This is a genomic window from Cytophagaceae bacterium ABcell3 (genome assembly GCA_030913385.1).
Taxonomy (GTDB): domain Bacteria; phylum Bacteroidota; class Bacteroidia; order Cytophagales; family Cytophagaceae; genus ABcell3.
In genome coordinates, this window is record CP133159.1 from 2,475,692 (window position 1) to 2,501,372 (window position 25,681).

General features: G+C 38.7%; 20 protein-coding genes. 12 read left to right on the plus strand and 8 right to left on the minus strand.

The features are described 5' to 3' along the window. Positions 1-78: 78 nt before the first annotated feature. Entirely contained in the window at positions 79-1,131 is a 1,053-nt protein-coding gene (locus tag RCC89_09890) for an AI-2E family transporter (GenBank protein WMJ73470.1), read from the minus strand. Between the two features lie 35 nt (positions 1,132-1,166). Next, positions 1,167-1,796, minus strand: a complete 630-nt coding sequence (pyrE, locus tag RCC89_09895; GenBank protein WMJ73471.1) for an orotate phosphoribosyltransferase — start codon at positions 1,794-1,796, stop codon at positions 1,167-1,169. 121 nt (positions 1,797-1,917) lie between these two features. Here pyrE and RCC89_09900 point away from each other — a divergent pair, with 121 nt between their 5' ends. Continuing rightward, positions 1,918-2,589, plus strand: a complete 672-nt coding sequence (locus tag RCC89_09900; GenBank protein WMJ73472.1) for an NUDIX domain-containing protein — start codon at positions 1,918-1,920, stop codon at positions 2,587-2,589. Here the strand turns inward: RCC89_09900 and coaD are convergent. The 3 genes from coaD to RCC89_09915 form a co-directional block, all read right to left on the minus strand. Continuing rightward, entirely contained in the window at positions 2,577-3,029 is a 453-nt protein-coding gene (coaD, locus tag RCC89_09905) for a pantetheine-phosphate adenylyltransferase (protein WMJ73473.1), read from the minus strand. The two genes, RCC89_09900 and coaD, sit on opposite strands and share 13 nt — an antisense overlap. Continuing rightward, entirely contained in the window at positions 3,026-3,925 is a 900-nt protein-coding gene (locus RCC89_09910; protein WMJ73474.1) for a DUF3822 family protein, read from the minus strand. Before RCC89_09910 ends, coaD begins: the two co-directional genes overlap by 4 nt. Positions 3,926-4,066: 141 nt before the next feature. Then, on the minus strand, positions 4,067-4,564 hold the full coding sequence (locus RCC89_09915) for an NUDIX domain-containing protein (protein WMJ73475.1): 498 nt from the start codon (positions 4,562-4,564) through the stop codon (positions 4,067-4,069). Between the two features lie 30 nt (positions 4,565-4,594). On the opposite strand from RCC89_09915, the gene RCC89_09920 reads away from it, so the two are divergent. The 3 genes from RCC89_09920 to RCC89_09930 all read left to right on the plus strand — a co-directional run bounded on the left by RCC89_09920 (position 4,595) and on the right by RCC89_09930 (position 9,140). Then, a complete protein-coding gene (locus RCC89_09920) occupies positions 4,595-5,986 on the plus strand; it encodes an AAA family ATPase (GenBank protein WMJ73476.1) in 1,392 nt (463 codons plus the stop codon). 148 nt (positions 5,987-6,134) lie between these two features. Continuing rightward, positions 6,135-6,560 carry a DUF1573 domain-containing protein gene (locus tag RCC89_09925; GenBank protein ID WMJ73477.1) on the plus strand — a complete coding sequence of 142 codons (426 nt, stop codon included), beginning with the start codon at positions 6,135-6,137 and terminating at the stop codon, positions 6,558-6,560. A 108-nt stretch (positions 6,561-6,668) separates the two neighbouring features. Continuing rightward, the gene (locus RCC89_09930) at positions 6,669-9,140 is read left to right on the plus strand and encodes a T9SS type A sorting domain-containing protein (protein WMJ73478.1); all 2,472 of its coding nucleotides are present in this window, start codon (positions 6,669-6,671) and stop codon (positions 9,138-9,140) included. Positions 9,141-9,292: 152 nt separating this feature from the next. Here RCC89_09930 and RCC89_09935 read toward each other — a convergent pair whose 3' ends face one another. Further along, positions 9,293-10,039, minus strand: coding sequence for a DUF2490 domain-containing protein (locus tag RCC89_09935; GenBank protein WMJ73479.1), 747 nt, complete (start codon positions 10,037-10,039; stop codon positions 9,293-9,295). Between the two features lie 238 nt (positions 10,040-10,277). Here RCC89_09935 and RCC89_09940 point away from each other — a divergent pair, with 238 nt between their 5' ends. Further along, positions 10,278-11,717 carry a hypothetical protein gene (locus RCC89_09940; protein ID WMJ73480.1) on the plus strand — a complete coding sequence of 480 codons (1,440 nt, stop codon included), beginning with the start codon at positions 10,278-10,280 and terminating at the stop codon, positions 11,715-11,717. Between the two features lie 400 nt (positions 11,718-12,117). On the opposite strand, the gene RCC89_09945 is transcribed toward RCC89_09940, so the two are convergent. Next, positions 12,118-14,538, minus strand: coding sequence for a DUF5686 family protein (locus tag RCC89_09945; protein WMJ73481.1), 2,421 nt, complete (start codon positions 14,536-14,538; stop codon positions 12,118-12,120). A 45-nt stretch (positions 14,539-14,583) separates the two neighbouring features. Beyond that, positions 14,584-16,896, minus strand: a complete 2,313-nt coding sequence (locus tag RCC89_09950) for a patatin-like phospholipase family protein (protein ID WMJ73482.1) — start codon at positions 16,894-16,896, stop codon at positions 14,584-14,586. A 125-nt stretch (positions 16,897-17,021) separates the two neighbouring features. On the opposite strand from RCC89_09950, the gene lepA reads away from it, so the two are divergent. From lepA to RCC89_09985, 7 genes are all read left to right on the plus strand, one after another. Then, complete coding sequence (gene lepA / locus RCC89_09955; protein ID WMJ73483.1) at positions 17,022-18,806, plus strand: translation elongation factor 4; 1,785 nt, start codon at positions 17,022-17,024, stop codon at positions 18,804-18,806. A gap of 84 nt (positions 18,807-18,890) precedes the next feature. Next, the gene (locus RCC89_09960; protein ID WMJ73484.1) at positions 18,891-19,790 is read left to right on the plus strand and encodes a tetrahydrofolate dehydrogenase/cyclohydrolase catalytic domain-containing protein; all 900 of its coding nucleotides are present in this window, start codon (positions 18,891-18,893) and stop codon (positions 19,788-19,790) included. A gap of 89 nt (positions 19,791-19,879) precedes the next feature. Then, entirely contained in the window at positions 19,880-20,461 is a 582-nt protein-coding gene (locus RCC89_09965; GenBank protein ID WMJ75653.1) for a 7-carboxy-7-deazaguanine synthase QueE, read from the plus strand. A 98-nt stretch (positions 20,462-20,559) separates the two neighbouring features. Next, a complete protein-coding gene (locus RCC89_09970) occupies positions 20,560-22,473 on the plus strand; it encodes an OmpA family protein (protein ID WMJ73485.1) in 1,914 nt (637 codons plus the stop codon). Positions 22,474-22,495: 22 nt separating this feature from the next. After that, a complete protein-coding gene (locus RCC89_09975; protein WMJ75654.1) occupies positions 22,496-23,518 on the plus strand; it encodes a polymorphic toxin type 43 domain-containing protein in 1,023 nt (340 codons plus the stop codon). A 4-nt stretch (positions 23,519-23,522) separates the two neighbouring features. Next, positions 23,523-24,014: a hypothetical protein gene (locus RCC89_09980; GenBank protein WMJ73486.1), complete on the plus strand. Its 492-nt coding sequence runs from the start codon at positions 23,523-23,525 to the stop codon at positions 24,012-24,014. Positions 24,015-24,344: 330 nt separating this feature from the next. Next, a complete protein-coding gene (locus RCC89_09985) occupies positions 24,345-25,007 on the plus strand; it encodes a hypothetical protein (GenBank protein WMJ73487.1) in 663 nt (220 codons plus the stop codon). The last annotated feature ends 674 nt before the right edge of the window (positions 25,008-25,681 follow it).

The window sequence follows — 25,681 nt, forward strand, 5'->3', positions numbered from 1 at the left end:
TATAACTTGGAGTAAATTTTATTAAAAGTCAACAATACTCCAAAAGGAATAACAAAGTGTTTAGTCAACGTTTGCCTTCTAAAGTTTTTGTTCTCCTTTGACCTCTATTTTTTGGTCATCCAAGGCATCTTCGACGTACAATGTTTTAACTAGGATCATTGCTGTTGCTAGGATAGGGGTGGACAATAGCAGGCCTAGTGGGCCTGTTACCATAGCAAAGAAAATTTGTATCAACAACAATAGCACTGGTGGCATGGTGATAGCTTTTTTTTGAATGGCGGGGGTGATAATGGAGCTTTCTATCAGCTGAACCCCTATATATAACAATGCAACATAGATAGCCTTGCTTGGATCGTCTAAAAAGGATACCAAAATAGGGGGGACGGCAGCAATAACCGGTCCAATGTTTGGTACGAACGAAAAGAAAAAAGCTATCAGACTAAACGTTAGTATTAAGGGGATGTCTATGATCCATAGTCCAATAGCTGTTAGTATCGCTACAGCTGTCATGTCCACTATTTTTCCAACAAACCACCTGAACAAGGTATAGTCAAGGGTTCTTAAGACCTCATCACCTCTTTTTCTGACGTCTTTGGGCAGCAACCTTAGAAAGCCTCCTTTGTATAAAGAAGGGCTTACGCAGATAAAAATAGACAGGATAATTACTGCTGCGAAATCAAGGATTATATTAACAGTGGCTGCCAAAAAATCGACAATACCTTGTAAAATACCTGCAGGGTTTTCAACAGATCCGTCATCTGGCACTTCCTGCATAAGTCTTCTGCCAATCTCAGACTGTTGCGCCCAATCCTGTATTTCTTCCATTACTTTGGGAATATCTTGGCTGAGCACTTCCACTTGTTCTCCGACCTTAGGTGCAAGGACGATGAACATTAGTACTATAAGGCCAAAGTTGACTATAATGACAGAGGCCAGTAAAATACTTTCTTTGATGCCTGTCTTTTTGTGAAGCCATCTGCTAATACCTTTCCAAAGTATAGCCATCATAATAGCTGCAAACAACAGCAAAAAAATGTGATAGGCATAAAAGACCATTACTGCTATTAATATAAGTGCAGCAATGAAAAAAGTTTTCTTTACAAAGAATCTAAAAGGGTTTTCATTAGGCATAACAATAGTATGACTTCGAAAACCCTAATTTTGTTTTACTTTTTCCAGGTGTCAGGGCTGTTTCGCCACTCTTTTAAGCTGTTTAAATCACTTTCCGAGATGTAATTTCCAGATACAGCTTCTTCGATAAGTGTATTATAGTCCGATAAGGTTACTAGTTTGATACCTGCATTTTTGAAATTATCGTCGGCAACTTTAAAACCGTAAGTAAATATGGCGACCATTCCCAGTACTTCGAATCCTGCCCGTTTTAAAGCGTCTGCAGCTTTCAGAGAACTGCCACCGGTAGATACAAGGTCTTCTATCAAAACCACTTTTTGTCCTTCGGAGACAGCCCCTTCTATTTGATTGCCCATGCCATGGTCTTTTGGTTTAGGACGCACATATAAGAAAGGTAAATCCAATACATCTGCCACCAAGGCCCCTTGGGCTATACCAGCAGTGGCAACTCCTGCAATGGCCTCTACTTGAGGAAAGGATTCTTTTACCGCTTCAGCAAGTCCATCCTTTATCAACGTCCGTATTTCAGGATATGACAGAGATAACCGATTGTCACAATATATAGGGGAGTTCCATCCTGAAGCCCAAGTAAATGGTTTGTCTGGACTTAATTTGATAGCTTTAATTTGCAGAAGTGATGCTGCCGTTTTTCTTGCGGTATTCATGATAGCATTTAAAATATTTCATACAAAAAACCGCAAATAATTTTTTTTTAACAATAGCTAATCCTAATTTGTTGGAGTGTATATGTGATTTTATTTAAAGAAATAGATTTTAAAGTTCTGAATGAAACTTTTTATAAACGATAAGCCAGTTTCTATAGTAAAATTGGACGCTCCCGTTCACAAAGATTATGACGTTGTTCTGAAACGTGATGAGGATATTACTTCTAAAAAACTTTTGGGAGATGTTTTGATATATGATGCTAAGGCAGCTCAGATAGATCGTCTTATCAAGATTTTGGAAAACAAAAAGCTTAAAGAGCTGTGGTCAATTACTTTTGCTGTTCGGGACAAAGGTTTGATGAAGGACTATGTAAAGGATAACTTTAAAATTATTAAAGCTGCTGGGGGCATTGTTAGGAAAGGAGATAAGGTTTTAATGATATTCCGCTTAGGTAAATGGGATTTGCCCAAAGGAAAGCTAAATAAGCATGAAGACCCAGCCGAGGGTGCACTGAGGGAGGTAGAAGAAGAATGCAATATTAAAGTGTCGTTGGATAAAAAAATTGGTTCTACCTGGCACTCTTACATAAGAAAAGGAAAACGAATATTAAAGAAAACCTACTGGTATGAAATGACCTGTGTTAGCGATGATGACATGGCTCCACAAACAGAAGAGTTTATAGAAGAGGTTGTTTGGATGTCCAACAAAGAGGTTAAATCAGCATTGAAAAATACCTATAAGTCTATTGAGGAAATTGTAAAAGTATATAATAAAACTCCTCAGAGCTTATAGGGAAGAAGAGAGTTTATTTCCCCTCCATGTTTATGAATTTCCCGAATAATGGTAGAGCTGATAGATGCCAATGACGGCGTGGTAATTAAGAAGATGGTTTCAAGTTCACTCCATAGGTGCTTATTGGCCTGGCAAATAGTGTTTTCATATTCGAAATCTGTGGTGTTTCTTAGTCCCCTGATTATATATTTAGCATTTTGCTCTTTGGCAAATGTGGCTGTAAGCCCCTTATAAGCCATTACCTCGACTTTTGGCTGGTCATGAAAAGCTTCTTCTATTTTGTTGATCATTGTTTCAATGGAGAAATACCGGTTTTTGCTACTGTTGTTTCCTAAAGAAACAATTACTTTGTCAAATAAAGATAAACTTCTGATGACCACATCGTAATGTCCTTTTGTAAAGGGATCAAAAGATCCAGGGAATAAAGCTATTTTTGTCATGGCTGTTCGCAAAGGTGCATGTTGTAAAGGTCAAAAAAACGATGGTCAAAAAGCTCGTCAAAGTGGTAGCTGAAACTTAAGTTTTCAGGTCTACTGCCAAATCTTAAGTTACATATATAACTGTTAAGCTTAATATATATGGCAGAGTCTGGTGTGATTTCTCCATACAGGAATACTTTAGTCTTCTCCGGGTCCAAGTTCAACTGCTCAAAAACAAACATAACAAAATATACAAAATCTTGCGTAGAGGTGAAATTGAAACAGTTGCAAAATTCTAGTTTTTTCTGATTCCTTACCAATAAGGTGATGTAGTTATTCTCAACCAGTATGAACATTTCACTTTTTTCATCCCCTTTGGTGCCTTGCAAGATGCCTTCAATTAATGATGAAGTGTGATGGACAATATGCAGTTTTTTTAGAGGGTAAGCCTCGGTAAAATATTTGACAATCTGCTTGTTGGCTGAAAATATGTTTACAGCGTCAGAACTGTTTTGTTTGTAGTAGTACACATGGTCTTTGCTTAAGACATCTTTTTTGCAATTGATGGTTAAATAGTCTGTAAGGTACTCATGGTCAAAAAGGGAGTGGGGTACTAAAGAAAAGTTTAGGTTTTTAATGCCTAGCCTGATCGTTTTCCAAAAACCAGCTTTTAAAAGGTGGTGGTCTTCATAAATTTCATTCAACACTTTGATTAGTTGAGAAGTGTCTGTAATGCCCTGTAATTGGTAATCCTCCACTATCAGGCAACGGTTTTCCTCCGTGTCTACTATGCAGAGCCTAAACAATGAGGTACTGACTTGAAGAGATAGGTCATATCGAGGTATCAAATCGATACTGAACTTATCGTCTTTAATTTTTTTTGTAAGCTTATAGAAAGTCGTCAGATTGTCCTGCATATGTTGTTTTCCTGATTAAGTAATATTTATTACAAAGTTCTAAATAAATATTTTTACCTCCCAATGGGATATCACATAAATTTATTGAAGTTTTTCGTGGTAGTGAAGAAAAAGTTTCATTTTTTCTTAGATTAATTTAATTTAGTTGCTTTGTCCCCTTATAAATCCTCTGAGGTTCAGAATTTCTTCTGTTGATCCGCAAAGGTTTATTACATGGTGAAAAATTAAAGGGTCTTTTTTCTTAATTTCTTCAAAACTGAGAAATACAACTTCGTTAATGATTTGATTGTTTTGTGTCATCTCCGGATCTGTGCCTAGGGCAACTTCTCCCGATAGAATAGTAACTTTAAAGAAGAGTTCTATGGCATGTAACGGTTTTTCCATGAATTCATGTACAAAAAGAAATTCATTTACCTCTACTTTTAACCCTGTTTCTTCTAAGAATTCTCTTTTTAGTGTTTCTTTTGCTGATTCTCCATAATGGATCCCGCCACCAGGAGGCGCCCATAAAATACCTTTAGGGCCTAAAGAACTGTGCCTGATCAGTAAAATTTTATCGTCTTTTATACAAATGCCGGAAACTCTTACACGAAGTTTGTTTCCGAATACTTTTTCTATTTCTTTGTTTAGATCTTCCATACTTTTGCAATTTACAAAATGCATTTCTGAATGTCTGCTTCGTCAAAAATTCTTTCAAGATTTCCATTTGCCCCAACTAAAGGACAAGAAGAGGCTTGCTATCTGTTAGATGCTTTTCTCTCAAACGGTGATTCGGTAAGGCAGGCCTATATTTTGAAGGGATATGCAGGAACCGGAAAAACGACTCTGTTAAGCCAATTGGTAAACCATGTCAATGGGTATGATTATGTGCTCTTGGCACCCACGGGTCGGGCTGCTAAAGTAATGGCTGGTTACTCAGGAAAAAGTGCAAGTACCATTCACCGAGAAATATTTATCCGGGACAAGGATGCTGCCACTGGCCAATTTTCTTTCAAAAGAAAAAAGAATACGGCTTCAAATACCATTTTTATTGTAGATGAATCTTCTATGATATCAGATGATGCAGAGTATGGGGGGAGTAGTTTGTTGGCTGATTTGATAACTTATGTATTCTCCAAAAAAGGCAATAAGATAATATTTACCGGTGATCCAGCGCAGCTTCCTCCGGTAGGAAAAAAGCAAAGCCCTGCATTAGACCCTTCTTATTTGGCTGTTTATTACCAAATGCATGTGGTCGACTATGAATTGACGGAAGTGGTAAGGCAGGATTACAATTCAGGTATATTGTTCAATGCAACAAGACTCAGACAGCAAGTTAACGGAAAAGGTTTTGACTTTAAATTTATAACAAGGGGGTATCGCGACTTGTATAGGATAACGCCTGATAAAATCGAGGATGGGCTTCGCTATGCCATTGATAAATTTGGACCTGATGATAATATAGTAATTTGCAGGTCTAATAAGGCTGCTGTTAATTATAATAAGTATATACGTCAGGCTATTCAATTTCGGGAGGAAGAGGTAGAAGCTGGTGATTTGTTGATGGTGGTGAAGAACAACTATGTCGCTTTGCCTGAAGATCACAAAGCTGACTTTATTGCCAATGGTGATTTTGTGGAGGTGCGCAAAATAAGAAAGTTTATTGAAATGCATGGCTATAGATTTGCCTTGTTAGAGTTGCACCTAAAAGACTATCCTGAGCAGCCTCCTTTTGAAAGTCTCGTAATCCTTGACGTGCTTCATTCTAATGCGCCTGCCTTGTCGGGAGATGAATATAGGAAATTGTATGATTCTGTATCTGAGGACTATATGGATTTGCCCAAAAGAAAACGGGCGATGTATATTAAAAATGATAAGTACCTTAATGCGCTACAGGTAAAGTACGCATATGCGTTGACATGTCATAAAGCTCAAGGCGGACAGTGGGGGGCGGTTTTCTTGGACCAGGGTTTTTTACAAGAAGAAATGATCAATGAAGAATATATCAGATGGTTATATACCGCCGTTACTAGAGCTGGAAAAGAGTTATATTTGCTTAACTTTGATGATAGGTTTTTTTGAACCTGAAATATGCATTAGAACTTTCTATTGCGTGGCAAAACAATTTCAAATCAGACGCTTCTGATTTTTTGTTATATTGCCCGTCATAACATAATTTATGTTGAACTTTTATATCAAAATTTGATATTGTATTATAAAATTAAGTAAGATGAAAAAGGTATTCGTAGTTATTTTTTGTTTGTTCGCTGGTCTGAACAGTATTTCGGCGCAAAACAATGAGGAAAAAGAGAAACAGTCAAAAGAGGGGCCTGAAATCACTTTCATTGAAAAATCTAAAGACTTTGGTGACATTGTGACGGGAGATACAGTGAGTCATGTTTTTGTTTTTAAAAATACAGGTACTGAACCCCTTATTGTTTCCGATGTAGTTACTACTTGCGGGTGTACAGCTCCAAGTTGGAGTAAACAACCTGTTATGCCAGGACAGTCTGGAGATATTAAAGTTGTTTTTAATTCTAAAAATAAGATAGGAAGACAGAATAAGGTGGTAACCATTCTTTCTAATGCCAGTAACCATCGCGAAACGGTTAATATTGTCACTAATATTTTACCTAAAGAAAAAGAGGAAAAATGATATACAGGCCTGTTTTATAATGCTTTTTGGGGTGTTTTTTAGGTTTGTCGAAAATAAGTAATATTTTTTATTGGTTTCCTTATATTGTATTGCGTTAGCTTATATGGTATGAGGAAACTTTTGTTTTTTATAGCATTATTTTTTTGTGCATTGAATTGCTCTGCCCAGGAATTCAATGGCTTCGAGAGTTTCCCTTCTGGTCATGAATATACTATGGATTCTTGGATCGATGACGGGTTTGATCCAAGGTGGGTCAATGGTTTTAACCAAAGCCGAGCGTTTGTCGATAACCAATATGCCGTTTCTGGCGAAAACTCATTAAGGGTCTTATTTCCTGAAGACGGGGTGGGTCCTGCCAACTCAGGTGCGCAAGCTCCGTTGAACCTTGAGCCCCGGGATGAGTATTATGTTTCTTACTGGTTGCGCTTTAGTGATAATTTTAGCTGGGGCTCCAGTAGTTTTGGAGGAAAACTGCCTGGACTAGCAGGAGGGGGCAACTGTAGTGGATGTAGCGAATGTACTGGATATAATGGGTTTTCTGCAAGGCTCATGTGGCGTGCTGAAGGTAGGGCTGTCCTTTATCTGTATGATATGGACAAGCCTGGCAACTGTGGCACGGACTATAACCTGACATGGGAAAATGGAGATGTCGTTCATTTTGAGAAAGGCAAATGGTATAATATTATAGAAAGGGTTAAGGTTAATACTGGCGATAATAATGACGGTGAGGTGGAGCTATGGGTAGATGGCGAACATGCCTTGTTGGTAGAAAACTTGAGGTTTGTAAATAACGGAGACAAAGTTGATAATTTCTATTTTTCTACTTTTCACGGTGGATCCGGCCCTGGTTGGGAGCCTGGGGTAGATTGTTTTATTTGGTTTGATGATATTAAGATCGGTACCACTCCTGAAGAAGTGTTCCCCCCTGAGTGTACTGCACCTGATTTGAATAGCGATGTTTCTTTTTGTGGAACTGAGGGGACGTTAACGTTAAATACTCAACTAGATGAAACAGATCGAAGTTTTCAATGGTATAAAGATGGTGTTTTGCTTTCGGAGAGCAGTGGGCAGTTGGAAATTTCTGAAACTGGAAAGTACCGGGTAGTGGTAGATTCTTTAGGTTGTGTACGTGAGGATAGCGTTAGGGCATATGCAACCATTCCAGAACCTGAGTTAACTACAGAATACAATCTTTGTGACCCTGCGGAGATCTTACTAGATACACGTTTGCCTGTTGAACAATACACTTTTCAGTGGTATCGAAATGATCAGCCCTTAGAAGGCGACACATCTCCTTATTTAGAAGTTCGTGCTGCCGGTAACTATGTCGTTAATATTAGCGCAGATGGTTGTGAACCGGTAGAGGTTATGGCAAACATAAGTTCAGCGCTTCCTGAAGGGGTGGGAGATTGCCTTCCTGAGCCTGGGGTGGCTTTTTTGGAAGTTATTCCTCAAAGCTCGGAAGATGGCCCTTTTGCTTGGTATACAGCTCCTGAAGGGGGGACGCTGTTACATGGGGGACAAGAGTATGACCCCTTTGTTGAAGAAACTACTACTTTTTACGTGCAGGATAATACTCAAGAAGTTTTTCATACTGGTAAATTGGAGCGAGACGGTCAAGTATGGAATATTTCTGATTTTGACAGTGAAGATAAAATGATGCGTTTGATTGTGGAACGTGAGTTGTACCTAGACTCCGTAACGGTATATGCTTCGGACGATCAAGATTTGGTAGTGCGCATAACTAAAAATGGCGAAGTGCTGAAAGTGGTAGAGAAAGCGGTGGAAGTAGGCAAGGTTCGGCTTCATGTTGGTATAACACTCGAGCCAGGCAGCTATTTAATGGATGCAGATGGATCCTCTGGACGTTTGGTATACGGAGCTGAAAATGGCGGTCTTCCTTATATCGTTGAGGATGTTGTGGAACTTACAGGAAATGCCCCTTGGGTCATGAACAATGATAGATACCCGCTTTTTTATAATGTGCGGATTCGTGTCGGTACAGGGTGTGCCAGGTTGCCTGTGGTTGCTGAGGTAGGTGGATGTTCTGATGCACAGCCTGTCGAATTACTGTATTTCAAGGGAGCGTCCAGAAAAGGCCAAGCCTTGCTTCATTGGGCCACAGCCACTGAACAGAATGCTAAAAGGTTCCTGATTATGAAAGCTTTGAATGGTATGGATTTTAAACATATTGGTAGTGTAGAAGCAGTAGGAAATTCCAGTGACGAACAACGTTATATTTTTACAGACCATGATTTTTTAGAATCGGCATATTATAAACTTATTTCAGAAGATTACGATGGTAGTACCGAGGAGAGTAAAATAATTTTTATAGGCAATTCCGATGTAGTCTTTCCTGAAGTTTTCCCAAACCCCTTTGCCAATGCATTCCAAATCAAAACTCGTGGTAGAGAGCATTTTGAGTTTATAGTGTCTGATATAGCAGGTGTAACACTTTTTAGTGGAAATACTGAAAGTAGAAGCTCCTATGGAGAAGCTTTAAAAGCTGGGGTGTACCTTATTACTTTTTATAACAAAAGTGGAAAAAAGACAGACCGGATAGTTAAACTTCCTTATTAACTAGGCACACTTAAAATTGCCAAGACGGTTTGAAGGGTTAGCCGTTCCAGTATGTATCTGGCACATTTGTGGCTTTTTCAGTAGGCCTAGTTAACGAGTATGTTTATCATGCTTCGAAGACATAGGGAGAACAATGAAATTATATACGCTCTCTATGGTTGCATTTTTTTTGTTTTAATAAGTTCAGTGTTGTAGAATATTCCGACTTGTAAATTATGGCTGATGTCAGGAGTGGTTTTGCCCGGAATTTTAATTACTTGTTTTAAATATCCTACTTGAAAATTGACTTTTGGATTAAACTGATATCCCGCAGCAAAATATAGCCTGTTTCTGTCTATAACTCCTCCTGACTGTTCTTTCCCTACATTTACAAATAGCTCATTATAGCCGTTAATAAATATGTGGTTTAATTTTGGCACAAAGTGGTATAAGGGTAGAAGCGCATTTACACGGTATCGTATGCGTTTTGAGTAATTTGTTAATTTGGTGTCATGATTATTCATAAACCTTTGCTCAAACCTGTACCTGTGTTCTACCGAGAGGATCCAAGGTTTCTGACGAAGGACCAGCTGCTGCCATAGCCTGTTTTCTGTCACTGAAGTTGCTGTAGTTACGTTTAAACCTGGGTGGGTGTGCAAAAATGCATAACCGGCCGTAAGCATGAGGTTAGGCGTGGCATAAAAATTTACGCCAGGCCTAATCAATGTTTGTTGTAATGTGTTAGTAAGCGGGTAATTTCGAAACTGTGCTTCTGAGTGAATGCCCCATCTGTCATTGATTTTATTATCACCAAAATACATAAACCATTGTCCATAGGAGGTAGGACGCGGTTGGTTTTGAGCAAGTATTCGGAATGGGCAAAGGCATATCAGTATAATCACCCATGGTAATGATTTCATTTATAAACTTATTTTTGTTGACCACTACTTACAATATACTAAAAAGCATGCCAAGTTTGGAGCAGAAGCAATAAAGATTCTTTTTGTTTATTAACTTTGTAATAAGTAAACGAAGACACATCAGTTTTGAGGATATAGACGTTTCTTATTTTTGATTGTGCTAGTGTCTTAGATGTTTAAAAGGCAAGTTTGGAAATCCCTAATGAGTAATTGGGGTGCTTTAACATTAGATTTATATATGAAATTTGTTCAACTGTTATTTCTGGGTTTAATTTTTTTTAGTAATGCTGTTTATGCCCAGGTAACACATAGTATACCATTAGATAAGAAAAGCAAGCTCTTGGATGTCTCCTACTTGGGTTCTGGAGATATAATTTTGAAGACAGGTCGGGATCTTGACTTTTTAAAAGATAGGAATATACGTATCACATATATGGAGGGAGGGCTTCAAGAGAAATGGCAGGTGCGTTTGTCTCCTTACCGTCAAAAAGGTAAATATGAGGAATACCTTGTTTCCTCAAAAGATGGCGAAATGGTTTATTTATTGACAATCTCAGGCCATCAACCTTTTAATGAAAAAAGCATTGTTAGGCTGGCACAAATCAATGATAAAGGAGAGCTGCAAGAACATCTTTTAGATGATTTGCCCAAAGGTTACTTGCAAACTATCTATTGTGACAATGACTTTTTGTATCTTATTGCTACAGAAAAAGATTTACAGCATCGTAAAAAGAAGAGGGGCGAAGAAAAAATCATTATAAACCGCTATGCCCATAATGGTTTTAGTTTTGGGGCATTTAATGCCCAACTTCCAAAACTTGAGGATCCTGAAAATGCATCCTTCTGGGAACTGGCAGGGAATTCAAAAGATACATTATACTTTTTGTCAAAACACATAGCAGAACGCTGTCATTTTAATTTTGCCAAGGTTTCACAAGATGGTACCTTATTAGGTGAACAAAACATAGAGGTGCCGTTGAAAAGTGATTTTTTAATGCCTTCGCATAATCTTAAGGACTTAGCTGGTGGGGCTATTGTAAATAGTAACGACTTTCGTACATTTTTGACAGGGACTTCCAACGGAGAAAAAGATGACGATGTAGACCAGCATATTAACAACGTTCACGTCATTCATGAAAATGGTGCATATGGAGGACTAAAGTTATATCCAGATAAAAATGCTTTATACATTTATGGCTTGTATGGACCTAACCGCTATAGGGCTGTCGGCAATATTCATGAGGGTTTTTTTGTAAGTAAGTTTGATATGAATGGAAACTTGGTGTTTAATAAGCAATTTCAAATGCCGGAAGAGGTGATTGACGATAGCTTTTTCCGCATTATGGCCACTCCTTTCCAGCGAGGTACATTTTTGGATGTGCTAGACCACCAAATAGTTTTTAGGCTTTGGTATAAAAATGAAGCGCACAACATTATTCTTGATGAAAAAGGGGAAGTGAAAAACTATTATACCTCTAGTACAAAAAACTCCCTTTTCAATGAGCAATTTTTTTCATTTAACCCTAGCGAAAAGACGCATGCAGGACAGTTTGTGGAACAGTTAGACAACTCTTATGTAAGAAAGAATAAAGTAGTATATAGAAAGTCTTTCGAAGGAGATCTAATTATTAGGGAAGATATAAAAGGGCAGGAAGTTGAGTTTTTGCTTTTTAAATAGGGACTGCTGAAAAAGTCACAAGTGTGCAAGATACGCATGGCCTTACATGAAGACGTATTGGAATACTTCGAATGTAAGGCCATAAAGTAGATTGTGCGCTTGTGGCTAGCCCAAAAAAGTATTGGATTAAAAGTTTCTCACTTTAATGTGCACGGAAAAATAAGAAATAACCGAAAAAACCTTGCACCTATACCTCCTAATTCTTATACAAATATCAACAGATCAATGTTTTGGGCGTTTTTCAGCGCGCCCTAAATAAAAGTGTAACCTGAAACATGCAATAGAGCTTTCTGTTACGCAGCAAAATAAGTTCAAGTCAGTCGCGCTTCGTGCACAATGTTTTTCGATACAAAGTGCTGATTATTTTGCTCCTCATGGCGGAATTAACCGTATAATTAGGTTAAACGTAAAGCAACAAAGCCATTTTAAAGAACATATTGTTTTGTAAATGACGGTTTGCATAAGGTCCATAACGGAAAAACATACCAAAACCTAAGCCTGCCTTAGCTCCTGCAATGTTGGCCACGATGAGTTTGTTCAAAAAGAACCCTGATTCAAGATAGCCTTTTTCCATGGTTTTAAAGTCAATGCCTGAATGGTCTTCAGGGGTTCTTAACCAGCCAATACCCATGTTGTGCGAAAGTACCAGTTCCGGTCTGAAGTTTGGGTCATTAGAAAATATCTTTCCAAAGTTGTGCGAAAGGAATAAGGCCACAAACCGGTCAGATAGGAACTCGTTATACCGCATGGTCTCAAAACTATTGTGAATGACAATAGAAGGTACCTTTAGCGCACCACGACCATTCCATAGCCGGGAGTAAGGGGCATCTCCTACAGTAATTCCCCCTAGTAATTGTATGCCTGTGGTTCCGAAGCGGGCTGTTCTAAAGGTTTGTTGGATTTTTACATCATATTTCGAAAAACCATATTCTCCGTTCAAAAAGTTGTCTATCCCTCTGGTGTATAAAAACCAAAAAACAGGGTACTCCGAGCCGGCAGGTATTTTTTGTCCTGAAACACGGAAGTACTGTGCCCCGGGAGCAAAGCGGAAACCAGCTTTTAGCTCGGTAAAGTTAAATGTCCCTTCATGGTCGCGAAAGGCATAGTCATAAACGGGTTGTGCCCTTGTTTGGGACAAAGCTACTTGCCCTTGCATGTTCCTAAACAAACTCCTTCCGACGGCAAACTGTACAGTTCTGCTCATGTCCATAATTTCAAGCTGCATGTTTCTCAACCTTTCGCTATTATACTGTGGCAGGTCGTAAGGAAACTCTACTGCACCGGCTTCTGTCAAATCCCTACCGTACATAAAACTGACGTGGTTATCTGGATTGCCATTTAAGAAATACGAACCATCTATTCCATACTTAAACCTTCCATCCCTAAGGCCGTAGCCACCATGCATGCGGAGGAAGTAGTTTCTGGAAAAATGTTCGTTTGTATGAAAGCCTAACCCAAGTCTAGTGCCTTCAGCTTCGTTATAATTGATAAACCTGTTAAGGTCAAAATTGACTTTGCCCAATGGTACATAACCAAAATGAATCCTTTCGCCCAAGCGAAGGAGTGTTTGGATTTTCTTGTCCCTGCCCAAAGAGTCATAGGCTTTATAAGCTTCTTGCTCTTCGTGTGTCAAAGGCTCCCTACGGTGTTTTTCCCAAAACTCTTCTGGTTGTTTGGTTACGCCTGGTTCATATGCCCGAACAACTTCAGTAAAATCTCTTTTCTTAAACCTTACTTCCGGTACTTTGGTATCGTACCATGTTTTGCCCTGCACTGTTAAGAGCATGGGGGAAGGCCTTCTATTTTGTTTTAAAATGGCCGTGGTAACGGTAACGTCAGGGACTGTAATCTTGTCCACTTTTTTATATTGCTGGGCCAGCTCCAGGTATAAAGCGCCCTCTATAGCATCTGTGGCCAAAAAGTATTTAATAGAGTAGTCTGCTGCCGATATATAAAGGAACCCCTTCACCTCTTGGATGCTTTTTCTCGGCAGTGGGTTGAACCTGACAATATAGGTGGTGTCATCGTTCTGTTTTAATGTGTAAAGTATTTCAAAAGCATACCTTCTGAATGGATTTCCTGTTAATGGGCTGATATATTCGTCAGATCCTATATTGATAAATTTGTCATAGACCGTTGTGTATTGTAAAGGGATGACGTAGGAGTACAGCATAGGCACATCTAGCCCAGTGGACTTTGCTCCAGTAATTTTTTCAAATTGGTTTTGCCGGTTTAAGTGCTTTTTCTTGCTTGCAGATTCTACCAAAAATAGGCTTTCTTTTTTTCTTCCTCTGAGTGGTATGGAAAAAAAAGATATAATTTTATTGAGAATACTACTGTCCGGCGGTGCAGGTATATCGGTAGCCGATACTGTATACTTGGAATAAATCGAAGACTCCCAAGTTTGCTTCGCAGGGTTATTGCGCTTTCTGTTTTTTAATACCTTTTCAATAAGTTTTCGTGCATCGTCTGGTGTGGAAGTAAGGTTATCTGGGAACCGGACTTTCTGCAAGACTAAGTTAATACTGTCTGTTAAGGTGTCCGTGCTTAAGGCAACATGCTGCTTTGCGCCAGGATGAATAAATTTCAGTTTATGAATAGGTGAGGGGGACGTTATCTCAAACCTTCCCTCTATGTCCGAAAATTGATATTTCTCCCCCTGATTTACTTCTACTAGAACAAATGGAAAGCCTAGGTGTGTGGAGTCGTCGGTGACTTGTCCTGAAAATTTATAGAAGCCTTCTGTTTGGGAAAAACAAGGAGTAATTAGCAGTAGGAAGAAAGATAAATGTAAAATATATAAATACAGGTGCTTTTTCACGCTAATTACAAATAGAATGTGCTTCTAAAAGGTAAATATATGATTTTACCTTGATTTTAGCAGAATTTTGAGCTTGGAAAGTGCCGCCTGATTATTCCCTTCATGAATAGTTCTGGTTAAACTTTCTTTTTCTCTGGTGGTCAGGTGCCAACTAAGTGCTGCTTTGTCGCCATGAGCCTCTACTTCGTCTGGGTTAATTTTTTTCTCGGTTAGTTTTCCCCATAATTTGGGCTTAGGTATATATTCAAATTCAACCACATTTAAATCTGCACCAAACCATGAGTGTGCATACTCCAACAAATTGTCATTGTTAAAGTCTTGTAAATAATCCCAATTATTGTAAATACTTCCTATAGGTGCCATCCATTTGGTGAAAATGGAAGGCTTTTTTCTTTTTTCTATAGGTACATCTTTTTCACAATCTCTAATAGAAACGACTACAACCCCACTGGTATTTTCTTTGATCCACTCCCTGAAAACATAGAGAAACCTGACTGCATCATGAATACCAAAGTTGTCAGAAATGCCCGCGTCCATGATCTCCATGGCAGGTTTGCTTGGCAGTTCCACGTTTGGAGTAATGTAAGGGAATGTAGCGCTCATGCGCAATCCGCTCATGAAATGAAGATTATCGGCATCATGATCATCAAACATTCTCCTAAACTCAATCCCTTTTATTTTGGCATTCAGGTTCTGTTTTTCAGAAACAGTAGATGCCGTAGACATATAAGAGATGTTTTGGGGAGATATATATAGTTTCCTTCCGTCATTGATTACGGTAGGAGACATAATCAGCATAGGAATAGTAGCTTGTTGCTCTGGTTCTTTATAGTCTCTCAGACGTTTGTCCATTTTAAATTGGGTGTTGGTGTGCACCTGGTGTTCAAAAGCATAGCCCCGGTCTTTGATATAGGTGTATTTCCCATCACTGAACCTTTGAAACCGGATAAAGAAATCATTGACAACCATGCTAAATATAATCGGGTTAAGGACATCGCGTGATATGTTGTCAAGGTATTTTTCGCTATAGATATTAATGTTTTCACCTTGTTGTTTTCTTAGGTAAAGCTCTCTAAAATAACTAGCTCCGATTAAACCCCCAGAAGCACCTGTAATAAGGGCGCTATGTTTGAACAGAGATCCGTTTAAAGTGCTGTCTACATGTTGCAAGGTTCTGGTAGTCCACACCGCGGCTCTTTGTCCACCGCCACTGGTGCAAAGCAAAACCATTTTTGGTAACTCATTTTCCGGAAATTTCTTTCTCCAATTTTCCAGAATTTTAATGGTTTCATTATAGTCTTCCTGATAGGTGATGGGGTTTGTGATTTCTTGGAGCTTTTCTAGATTATAATCGACCGGAGGCTGTTGATAGTTGATGCCAAAAGCTTGGTAATGGGTAGTGATTATTTCATTCTTGACCAAAAAATTTATGGTGATAAGCATTAGGATGATGGTGCTGATGGCCCACCCACGCAACCAAAAAGAAAAGGCACCGGTAATCATGATCAAAATGGCCAGGAACAAGATGGCACTAGCGCCGGCAGGTATTTGGAAAAAAGCAATGTCCCGGAACATGCCCAGCACAATCACCAGTACAATTATAAATATTTCGACAATGACAGCGTTCAGGTGGTTTTGGTCAAATACTTTGAAAAGCAATTGTTTGTCAAAACTATTATATTCTGGTACTTTTGCTATGCTGATAGGTGAAGAGAGGTAACTTGTAACAAAATACTTGTCTTTTTTAGCATTGCGGTATTTTCTCAGTACATTTACCCTAGTAATGGTATTTTGCTTAAGTTTTGTGTTGAGGTTACCGGCTAGTAGTTTGAAGATGTCTTTGTTGGTAGACCAGAAGTATGAAAACATGATCAGCACAGTAATGAGTATACCGAACAGCAAGGAAAGTACTTCTAGTATAATAACAAACGGAGGTTGAAAACCATTGCTCAGCTGAAACTGAATGATTGAGATCAGGTAAACTATTATAAAGACTAAAGGTATTATACTATTGTTAATGCAGAATTTGGTAAATGGCCTTGGTACTGTGCCGAGAAAGCTAAATCTATAACTGTCAAGGATGTAGGTGGTAATATGGAAAGACATTATAAATATGCCCAAGGCTATACCCAGAATAAAAAAACCACGTGCGGAGGTTTTGTACATATATTCAGGGTCCAGGAATAAATAGGGAATGCCGAACATATTTCCGGCATTTTGTGTAATAAAGGCAAAGAGGAGCAGCCAGATCAGTAAAAAGATCTGATTCTTCTTGAAATGGTTCAGAAGTAACTGAAAAGGAAAGGAGTAGCGAACCGCATCAACAAAAGCTTTAATATTTTTAAGCCTTTTTAGCATATAAGACCAATCATATATTTAATTTATAGAGACATATACGGAAATTTCAAATGTATGAATTAATAACTGATGAATTATTTTTTTAGTATTTGAATTTTCTAAATTTGTATTTCTTTACGCTCAGAATGAAAAACATTAGAAATTTTTGCATAATAGCTCACATAGACCACGGTAAAAGCACACTTGCCGATAGGTTATTGGAATTTACCCAGACTGTTACTGAAAGACAAATGCAGAATCAGTTACTGGACAACATGGATTTGGAACGTGAAAGGGGGATTACCATTAAAAGCCACGCCATCCAGATGGATTATTTATATAAGGGCGAAATGTATACTTTCAACCTTATCGATACACCTGGACACGTGGACTTTTCTTATGAAGTTTCCAGATCTATTAAAGCATGCGAAGGTGCATTGTTGATTGTGGATGCTTCTCAAGGTATAGAGGCGCAAACCATATCTAATTTGTACCTGGCTATAGAACATGACCTTGAAATTATTCCTGTTTTAAATAAAATTGACCTGCCAGGTGCCATGCCTGAAGAGGTGAAAGATGAAATTGTAGACCTGATCGGTTGTGACAGGGATAGTATTATCCACGCCAGTGGCAAAGAGGGGATAGGGGTTGAGGATATTTTAAATGCTATTGTAGAGCGGGTACCTTCACCTAAAGGCGATCCTTCTGCACCTTTACAGGCGCTTATTTTTGACTCTGAGTTTAACTCTTTCCGTGGTATAGAAGTAATGTTCCGTATTTTTAACGGTACATTAAAAAAAGGTGATAAAGTGAAATTTGTCAGCACCAATAAAACTTATGATGCTGATGAAATTGGTATACTTAAACTGGACAAAGAGCCCAAAAATGTACTAGAAGCGGGCAATGTAGGTTATATTATATCGGGTATTAAACAGGCAAAAGAGGTTAAAGTAGGTGATACCATAACCCATGTTTCTAATCCAGCCCCAATGATCAAAGGGTTCTCGGAGGTTAAACCTATGGTTTTTGCCGGTATCTATCCAGTAGAAACCAGTGAGTTTGAAGACCTGCGCGAAGCCATGGAAAAACTTCAGCTTAATGATGCGTCTTTGATCTGGGAGCCAGAAACATCTGCTGCGCTAGGCTTTGGCTTTAGGTGCGGGTTTTTAGGGATGCTGCATATGGAAATTGTGCAGGAAAGGCTAGAGCGTGAGTTTGATATGACTGTGATTACTACTGTACCTTCCGTACAGTTTCACGCTCATATGAAAAGCGGGGAAATCAATAAGATAAATGCGCCTTCTGATATGCCTGAACCTAATTATGTTGACCATATCGAGGAACCGTATATTAGGGCGCAGATAATTACAAAATCTGAATATGTAGGAGCTGTAATTGCGCTGTGTATGGATAAACGTGGAATGCTCCAAAATCAAGTCTACCTGACGGCTGATAGGGTTGAGCTTACTTTTGAGCTTCCTTTAGCGGAAATGGTTTTTGACTTCTTTGATAAGCTTAAAACCATCTCTCGTGGGTATGCTTCTCTTGATTATGAACTTAAAGGGTTCAAAGCTTCTACCATGGTAAAGCTTGACATCATGCTGAACGGAGAGAAAGTGGATGCTTTATCTGCGATTGTTCACCGCGACAAGGCGTATGAATGGGGTAAAAAACTTTGTGAAAAACTTAAAGAACTGCTACCAAGACAGCAGTTTGAAATAGCTATACAGGCTGCCATTGGTACAAAAGTGGTGGCGCGCGAAACGGTTAAGGCATTACGGAAAAACGTGATTGCCAAATGTTATGGAGGGGATATTTCCCGTAAAAGGAAACTTCTGGAAAAGCAGAAAAAAGGGAAAAAGCGTATGCGCCAGGTTGGAAACGTAGAGATTCCTCAAGAAGCTTTTATGGCAGTGTTGAAGCTAGAATAAGTGCCAATAGGTAAGGTTATAGAATGCACCCAGATGGTCGCAGTTCGGCTTTGGATCGTAACTTTAATAATACATAATAGATAAATGTCCAGTTTGCAGACAGCACAATTGCTTGACGGTAAGAAACTATCGCAAGAAATCAGGAAAGAAATTGCCGTAGAAGTAGAAGCTTATGTCAAAGGCGGTGGAAAAACACCTCATTTGGCTGCTATTCTCGTAGGAAATAATGGTGCCAGTGAAACATACGTGGCAAATAAGGTTAAATGCTGTGAAACCGTGGGCTTCAAAAGCACATTGGTAAGAATGGAGAGTAATGTCAGCGAGGAAGCATTGTTGGAGAAAATTGATGAAATTAACAATGACCCTGATGTAGATGGGCTTATCGTACAGCTCCCCCTGCCCGATCATATATCTGTACAAAAAGTAACCGAAAGGATCAGTCCAGAGAAAGATGTGGATGGCTTTCACCCTGTTAATATTGGTAGGATGAACAAAAACCTTCCGGCGCATATTTCTGCTACGCCTTTTGGCATATTAAAACTTTTGGAGCGTTATAATATCGAAACTTTCGGTAAACACTGTGTGGTGGTGGGAAGAAGCAATATTGTGGGGTCTCCAATGTCTATTTTGATGGGGGCCGACAGAAATCCAGGCAACTGTACCGTTACATTGTGCCATAAGTTTACAGAAAACTTAAGCGCATATACCAAACTGGCGGATATCCTGATTGTTGCGGTTGGTTTGCCAGGTTTGATAACCGAAGATATGGTAAAAGACGGTGCGGTCGTTATAGATGTAGGTATAACCAGGGTTGAGGACCAAACCAAAAAATCAGGTTTTGCTTTAAAAGGAGATGTTGATTTTGAAAAAGTAGCACCAAAATGTAGTTATATAACTCCAGTGCCTGGCGGGGTAGGGCCTATGACTATTGCTGGTTTGCTTATAAATACCTTTAATTCAGCCAAAGGAGAAATATATCAATAACTAAGGTTCTGTTGTTGCCTCTGCAATAATTATAATTTATACCAATCGTGAGTGACGAAAAAGTACATACCGGAGAAGCCTTGCCAGTAATGGAAGACTTTTATACCATTCAGGGCGAAGGTTTCCATCAGGGAAAAGCGGCTTATTTTATCCGTTTAGCAGGCTGCGATGTGGGCTGTCACTGGTGCGATGTTAAAGATTCTTGGGATAAAGATAAATATCCCGCTATAGATGTAAATGTGTTGTTGGAAAGAGCGTTAAAGTTTCCTTCCCGTACAGTGGTCGTTACTGGAGGGGAACCACTTATGTATAACCTCTCTGCTCTTACAAAGGCCTTTCATTTAAAAGGTTTTAAGGTGCATATCGAAACCTCCGGAGTTTGTTCGGTAACTGGTATTTGGGACTGGGTGTGTTTTTCACCAAAAAAGTTTAAGGAGCCAAACCCTGAGATTTATAGACTTGCCCACGAATTAAAAGTGGTTATTTTCCACAAGTCAGACCTGGAATGGGCTGAACAGCATGCAGCCCAGGTATCGCCACGGTGCAGGCTGTTTCTACAGCCAGAGTGGGGCAAACAAGCCGAAATGCTGCCACTTATTGTAGACTATGTCAAAACCCACCCTAGGTGGCACATTTCTCTTCAGGCCCATAAATACATGGATATTCCCTAATCCCGCACCAAGGGTTCATATAAGGGCTTTTGGTGATCGGGTGGCAATATTCTTAACTATTAAAAGTTTATTTACTGATCGATCATTAACAAGTGTATATGAGATATTTTGCTTTTGTTTTATTTTTTTTGACGGTTTTTGCCGTTTCTGCACAGGAACGCTCCCTGAGTACCACCAATAAAAAAGCGAAAAAGCTTTACCAAAAAGCAGACGAACTGATCAAACAACGAGATTTTGACAGTGCAATAGATGCCCTAAAAAAGGCTGTAAAAAAAGACCCTGAGTTTACAGAAGCTTACCTTCGCTTAGGCAGCTCTTATAAACTTTTAAGAAATGACAAGGAAGCAAGGAAGAACTTCCTGAAAGCTGTAGAACTTAAGCCAGACCACAAAGAACTTGCGGCAGCTTATCAAATAGTGGGCGAATATTATTTCAAAGACGGGGACTATGACAATGCACTGGTGTATCTGCAGAAAATGCTAAAGCACCGACCTTCAGGTAAAGGGTCTGACGCCGCACGTAAAATGGCCGAACAGGCTGAGTTTGGTATTGAGGCCAAAAAGAACCCTTTGCAGGTAAATCCTGAACGGCTCCCAAAAATCATTAACCAGTTTCAGATACATGCTTTTCCTGTATTGACTGCGGATAATCAAACCCTTGTGTTTACCAAACGTGATGGTGTAAGGCCGACAGACGATGAAGATATAATGATTTCCCATAGGAAAGATAACGGCTGGTCTGCTCCTGAACCTATTTCTCCCGTGATTAACACCCGCCAAAACGAAGGGGCTTGCACCATGTCTGCCGACGGAAGGGTGTTGGTTTTTGCTTCATGCAACAGGCAAGACAGTTATGGGAGTTGTGATTTGTATGTGTCTTTCCGTTCTGGTAACCAGTGGACGAAGCCTGCGAATATGGGGCCAGCTATTAACTCTTCCTCATGGGATTCAGAACCTGCGCTTTCTGCCGATGGACGAAAACTATTTTTCTCTTCTGATAGACCTGGTGGCAAGGGCAAAGAAGATATCTGGGTGAGCTATTTGGATGAAGATGGCGAATGGACGGAGGCTGTAAACCTAGGGGAGCCGATTAATACATCCGGTAGGGAAGTGACACCTTTCATTCATGCTGGTGGTAACTCTTTGTATTTTGCCTCTGATACCCATCCTGGAATGGGTGGATTTGATATTTTTGTGTCCCGTCTTGAAGATGAACAGTGGGGCGAGCCAGAAAATATCGGTTATCCTATTAATACCCACCTCAACGATAACACTATTTTTATTACCGCTGATGGAGAAAAAGGGTATTATTCTACCTATAAAGCCGAAGAGGGCAAAGCTAACCAGTCTTTTTTGTACAAATTCGATATTCCCGAAGCGCTTAAAGAAAAGCAGAAAACCACCTATGCCAAAGGTAAGGTATCGGATGCAGTAACCAGTGATCCACTCGGGGCTACTGTAGAGCTCATAGACCTGGAAAGTGGTAAAACCATTCAGTCGGTAAGTTCAGACCCGGACAATGGGGCGTATATGATTGTTTTGACAGAAGGTAGAGAGTATGGGCTTTATGTTCAGAAAAACGGATACTTGTTTTACTCAGGAACTTTTGACTATAACACCGAAGAGACATTTGATCCTGTCAACCTTGATGTAGGCTTGTTCCCTATCAAAGCCGGTAATGCTACTGTCTTAAAGAATATTTACTTTGAAGTTAACTCCTATAAGCTAGAAGAAAAGTCAAAAACCGAGCTGGACAAAATTGTCAGGTTTATGGAGGGGAATCCAGACGTAAAGATAGAGTTTGGGGGACATACCGATAATACCGGAAATGAAAAAGCAAACCAGGAACTTTCACTCAATAGGGCAAAATCGGTTTATGACTATATTGAATTAAAAGGTATAGATTCATCTCGGTTGTCATACAAAGGCTACGGTCAAAGTAAACCAGTGGCTCCTAATGATACAGAAGAAAACCGTAGGCTTAACAGAAGAATTGAGTTTCAGGTGATGTAAGTTGGGGAGGTTTGTGTTGTGGGTGAATTGGGGAGGGTGTTATAGGTATGGCTTCAATGGAATGGAGAAGGATGATGAGATATCTGGATCCGGGAACAGCTATACTACCTTTGAAAGGCAATATGACGCCCGTATAGCAAGATGGGTCAGTACTGACCCGATTTTCCATGAGTATCAATCAGCTTACGCTGCGTTTGACAATAACCCTATTTATTATAAAGATCCAAGTGGAGCGTCTTCTGAAGGGCCTGATGATGAAAGAATAAATGATAATGGTGATAATTCTGATAGTGATGGTTCTGATAATGATGGTTCTGATAATGATAGTAAAGAGCAAAATACAGATGATTCTGGCGTAGTTGATGGTCTTAAACGAGGCTCTCTTAATTTTATAAAAGGAGTTGCTAGCAATCTCACAGTTGCACAGATAGGGAATAATATTTATAATCAATTTTCTAGAGCTTTTGAAGGGGATCGAGAAGCTCTAATAGGTTTGATTTCTTATGGAGCATATACTTCTTATAAAGGTAAGGAGGTTTTTTCTTCTGGATCAACTGCAGACAAAACAGCATTTATTACTGAAAATGCTTTGTTTCTAGGATCTTTATTCTTAGGGGAATATTTTGTAATTAAATCACCAAATAGTGCGCTAAAGCCTGGGCCTTACAGAACAGGTTCTGGTCCTGTAGCTGGAGTACTGGAGGTGAGTCCCCAAGTTAAATCTGTAGCTCAATTCAAAAACTATAACCCAAGTAAGGCAATAGAATTTGTTTTTGATCCTCATACAAATACTTTTGTAGTGGGTAGCCCTAAAGCTCCTGTAGCAGGATTGTCTCCTCATCAGAATTTAGCTAAGTCTATAGGCGCTAACAATCAAGTTGTAGGCGGATTGTTTAAAAGAGGATCAGATGGTCGTATAATAACAAATGAAGCATCTGGTCATTTTTACAGAAATTGGACACCTGAAGTTCGTAAGCAGTTTCAACAATTTTTGGAAAACCAAACTGGACAATCAGTTGTTCATACTCAAGGTCCTAGTTTTTAAGATTATGGAAGGGTTGCAAAATATAATAGAGAGTAATGGGGTGACTTTAAGTCAAAAACTTAAAAATTATTTGCGTATATTTACATATCCTCCTAAAGGTTATGAGTTTGGGATAAGTCAAGATGGGTGGGTGTTAATTGAAGAGTCTGATATATTAATAGTTTTCTGGGACTCAAATAATTTTATTGGGTTATTAAAGACATTAGAAATACCCCATTTCACCCTTAAAAGTATTATTGATAATAAAATGCAGGAGTATAAAATCAATGAAAGTTATTTTGATCAAGTCTTTCCTATTAAAGGAATGACGATTACTGCATTTAATATGGAATCAGATTATTGGAGTAACTTATCTATAGAATTTCTTCTTACAGCTAATATCTTAGTAGAAGATTTGAAAATTGTTTTTAAAAGTAAAATAAGTGAAAAGTGGGTAGGTCAAAAATTGAAGCATAAGATGAAAAAGTATATTTATCTTACTTCCAATGGAGCCTAATTACTTCCCCCCCCCCTCTGGTCTAAGATTAGCGATAGCGTATCTTAGACCTAAAACATTGCAAGCTTGTAGCATGCGTAAGGTGAGTTGAGAAAAAGAAAATGAGAAACCGGAAGGTCTTTTGGCGAGGCTTTTCGGTTTTTTTTGTCTGAACCGGGATTTTCAGGATTATAGGATAAACAGGATTTAAAGTTTAATATACTTTCTGCTGTTTACCCATTAGTTGCAGACTTTGCTTATAACTCTCCTTATGCTTTTAGTGAAAATAGAGTAATAGATGGTGTTGAGTGGGAAGGTTTAGAAGTTGTTCAAGTGGGGAAAAACAATACCATGAGTTTTTTAATCAGTGGTTTTTCTGAAGGTGGTATTGTGGCTAGTTCTAAAGGTGTTTGGGCTTATGGGTCATATGGCTATGGAGTGGAATCTAATATATCTATTTCGTCTACCCTTTCATTTACTGTATTTCCATATATGGAAGATCCTCTTGATGCTGCAGGAACTGGGTATTCTGTAAGTGGTAATACAACGTTTATGGGAGCAGATGTTTCAGCTGGTTATGTTAAATCTGGGGAACATGATGGAATGAATTTCCAAGTGGGTATTGGAGCTTTTGTTTTTCCTGCTAGTGTCTCTGCTTATAAAACTGAGACAAAATTGCATCCTGTTACTGATAAGGCAGTTTTGTCAAAGTTTAAGTCTGAACTAAATGAGGCTTTAGTCAATATTGAAAATAGTATGATTCAGCCTTTGGAGAAAAAAGTGCAAAAAATGACCGAAGATTTGACTCATCAAAAGGATCTTCTTTCAAAATGGGAAAAAATGCCTGAAGGATCTGCAAATCCTTATACTCTTGAAGCTTGGGATAGTATTGCTAAGAGGCAGAAGGGATATGTGGCTAAATTAGAAAAAGAATTAGAAGTTGCTCAGGGTGAATTAAATGAAGTGAAAGAAAATTATGAAGCATTGAAAGAAATTGTTGATGAAGTCGAATAAGATAAGTTTTCTGCAAAGAATAAACATACTAAAAACTTTTGGATTATACTGGCTTGTTGTGTTCGTGTTAAGTATTGTAATTGAAAGACTAGGGTTTTATTTTGGTTTGTTTACGTTCCCTGTATTTTTAATATTACATTACATTTTAGGTGTTGAAGCTTCAAAGTATATAAGGTCTAATCATCCTAATATATACATGAAACATAAATCATATTTTGCAAAAGACTTTGATGGGAATCAGCTTGTTTCTTTATACCCTTTATTTTGGCAGAAAGAAGTTAAACATAATGAAGATTTTAAGCTCAGAAAACTTGCTTATAATTTCAGAATCACAGTTCTTTTTTTGATATTATCTTTTGTTTTTTCAGTAGTTTTACCTATTGCTCATATTTTTGTATAATAGCCGCGCTAATCCCACAATAATTTCACAAACCAACCTTCGTTACAGCGAAGTTTCGGGTCAAAATTAAAGAGAAACAGGTATTTACGTACACTGTTTCTCCTTTTAACCTTTAATGCTCACTGTAGCTTGCAGCTACAGCACCGTACTATCAAATAAGCCGTATTGCCAAAGGTAGCTTGCAGCTACCCCAACGTACTATATACCTATTAATACCCATACTATAAACCTTAATGTTATCCTATCTTGAGTATACTAGCTTAAATCCATATAA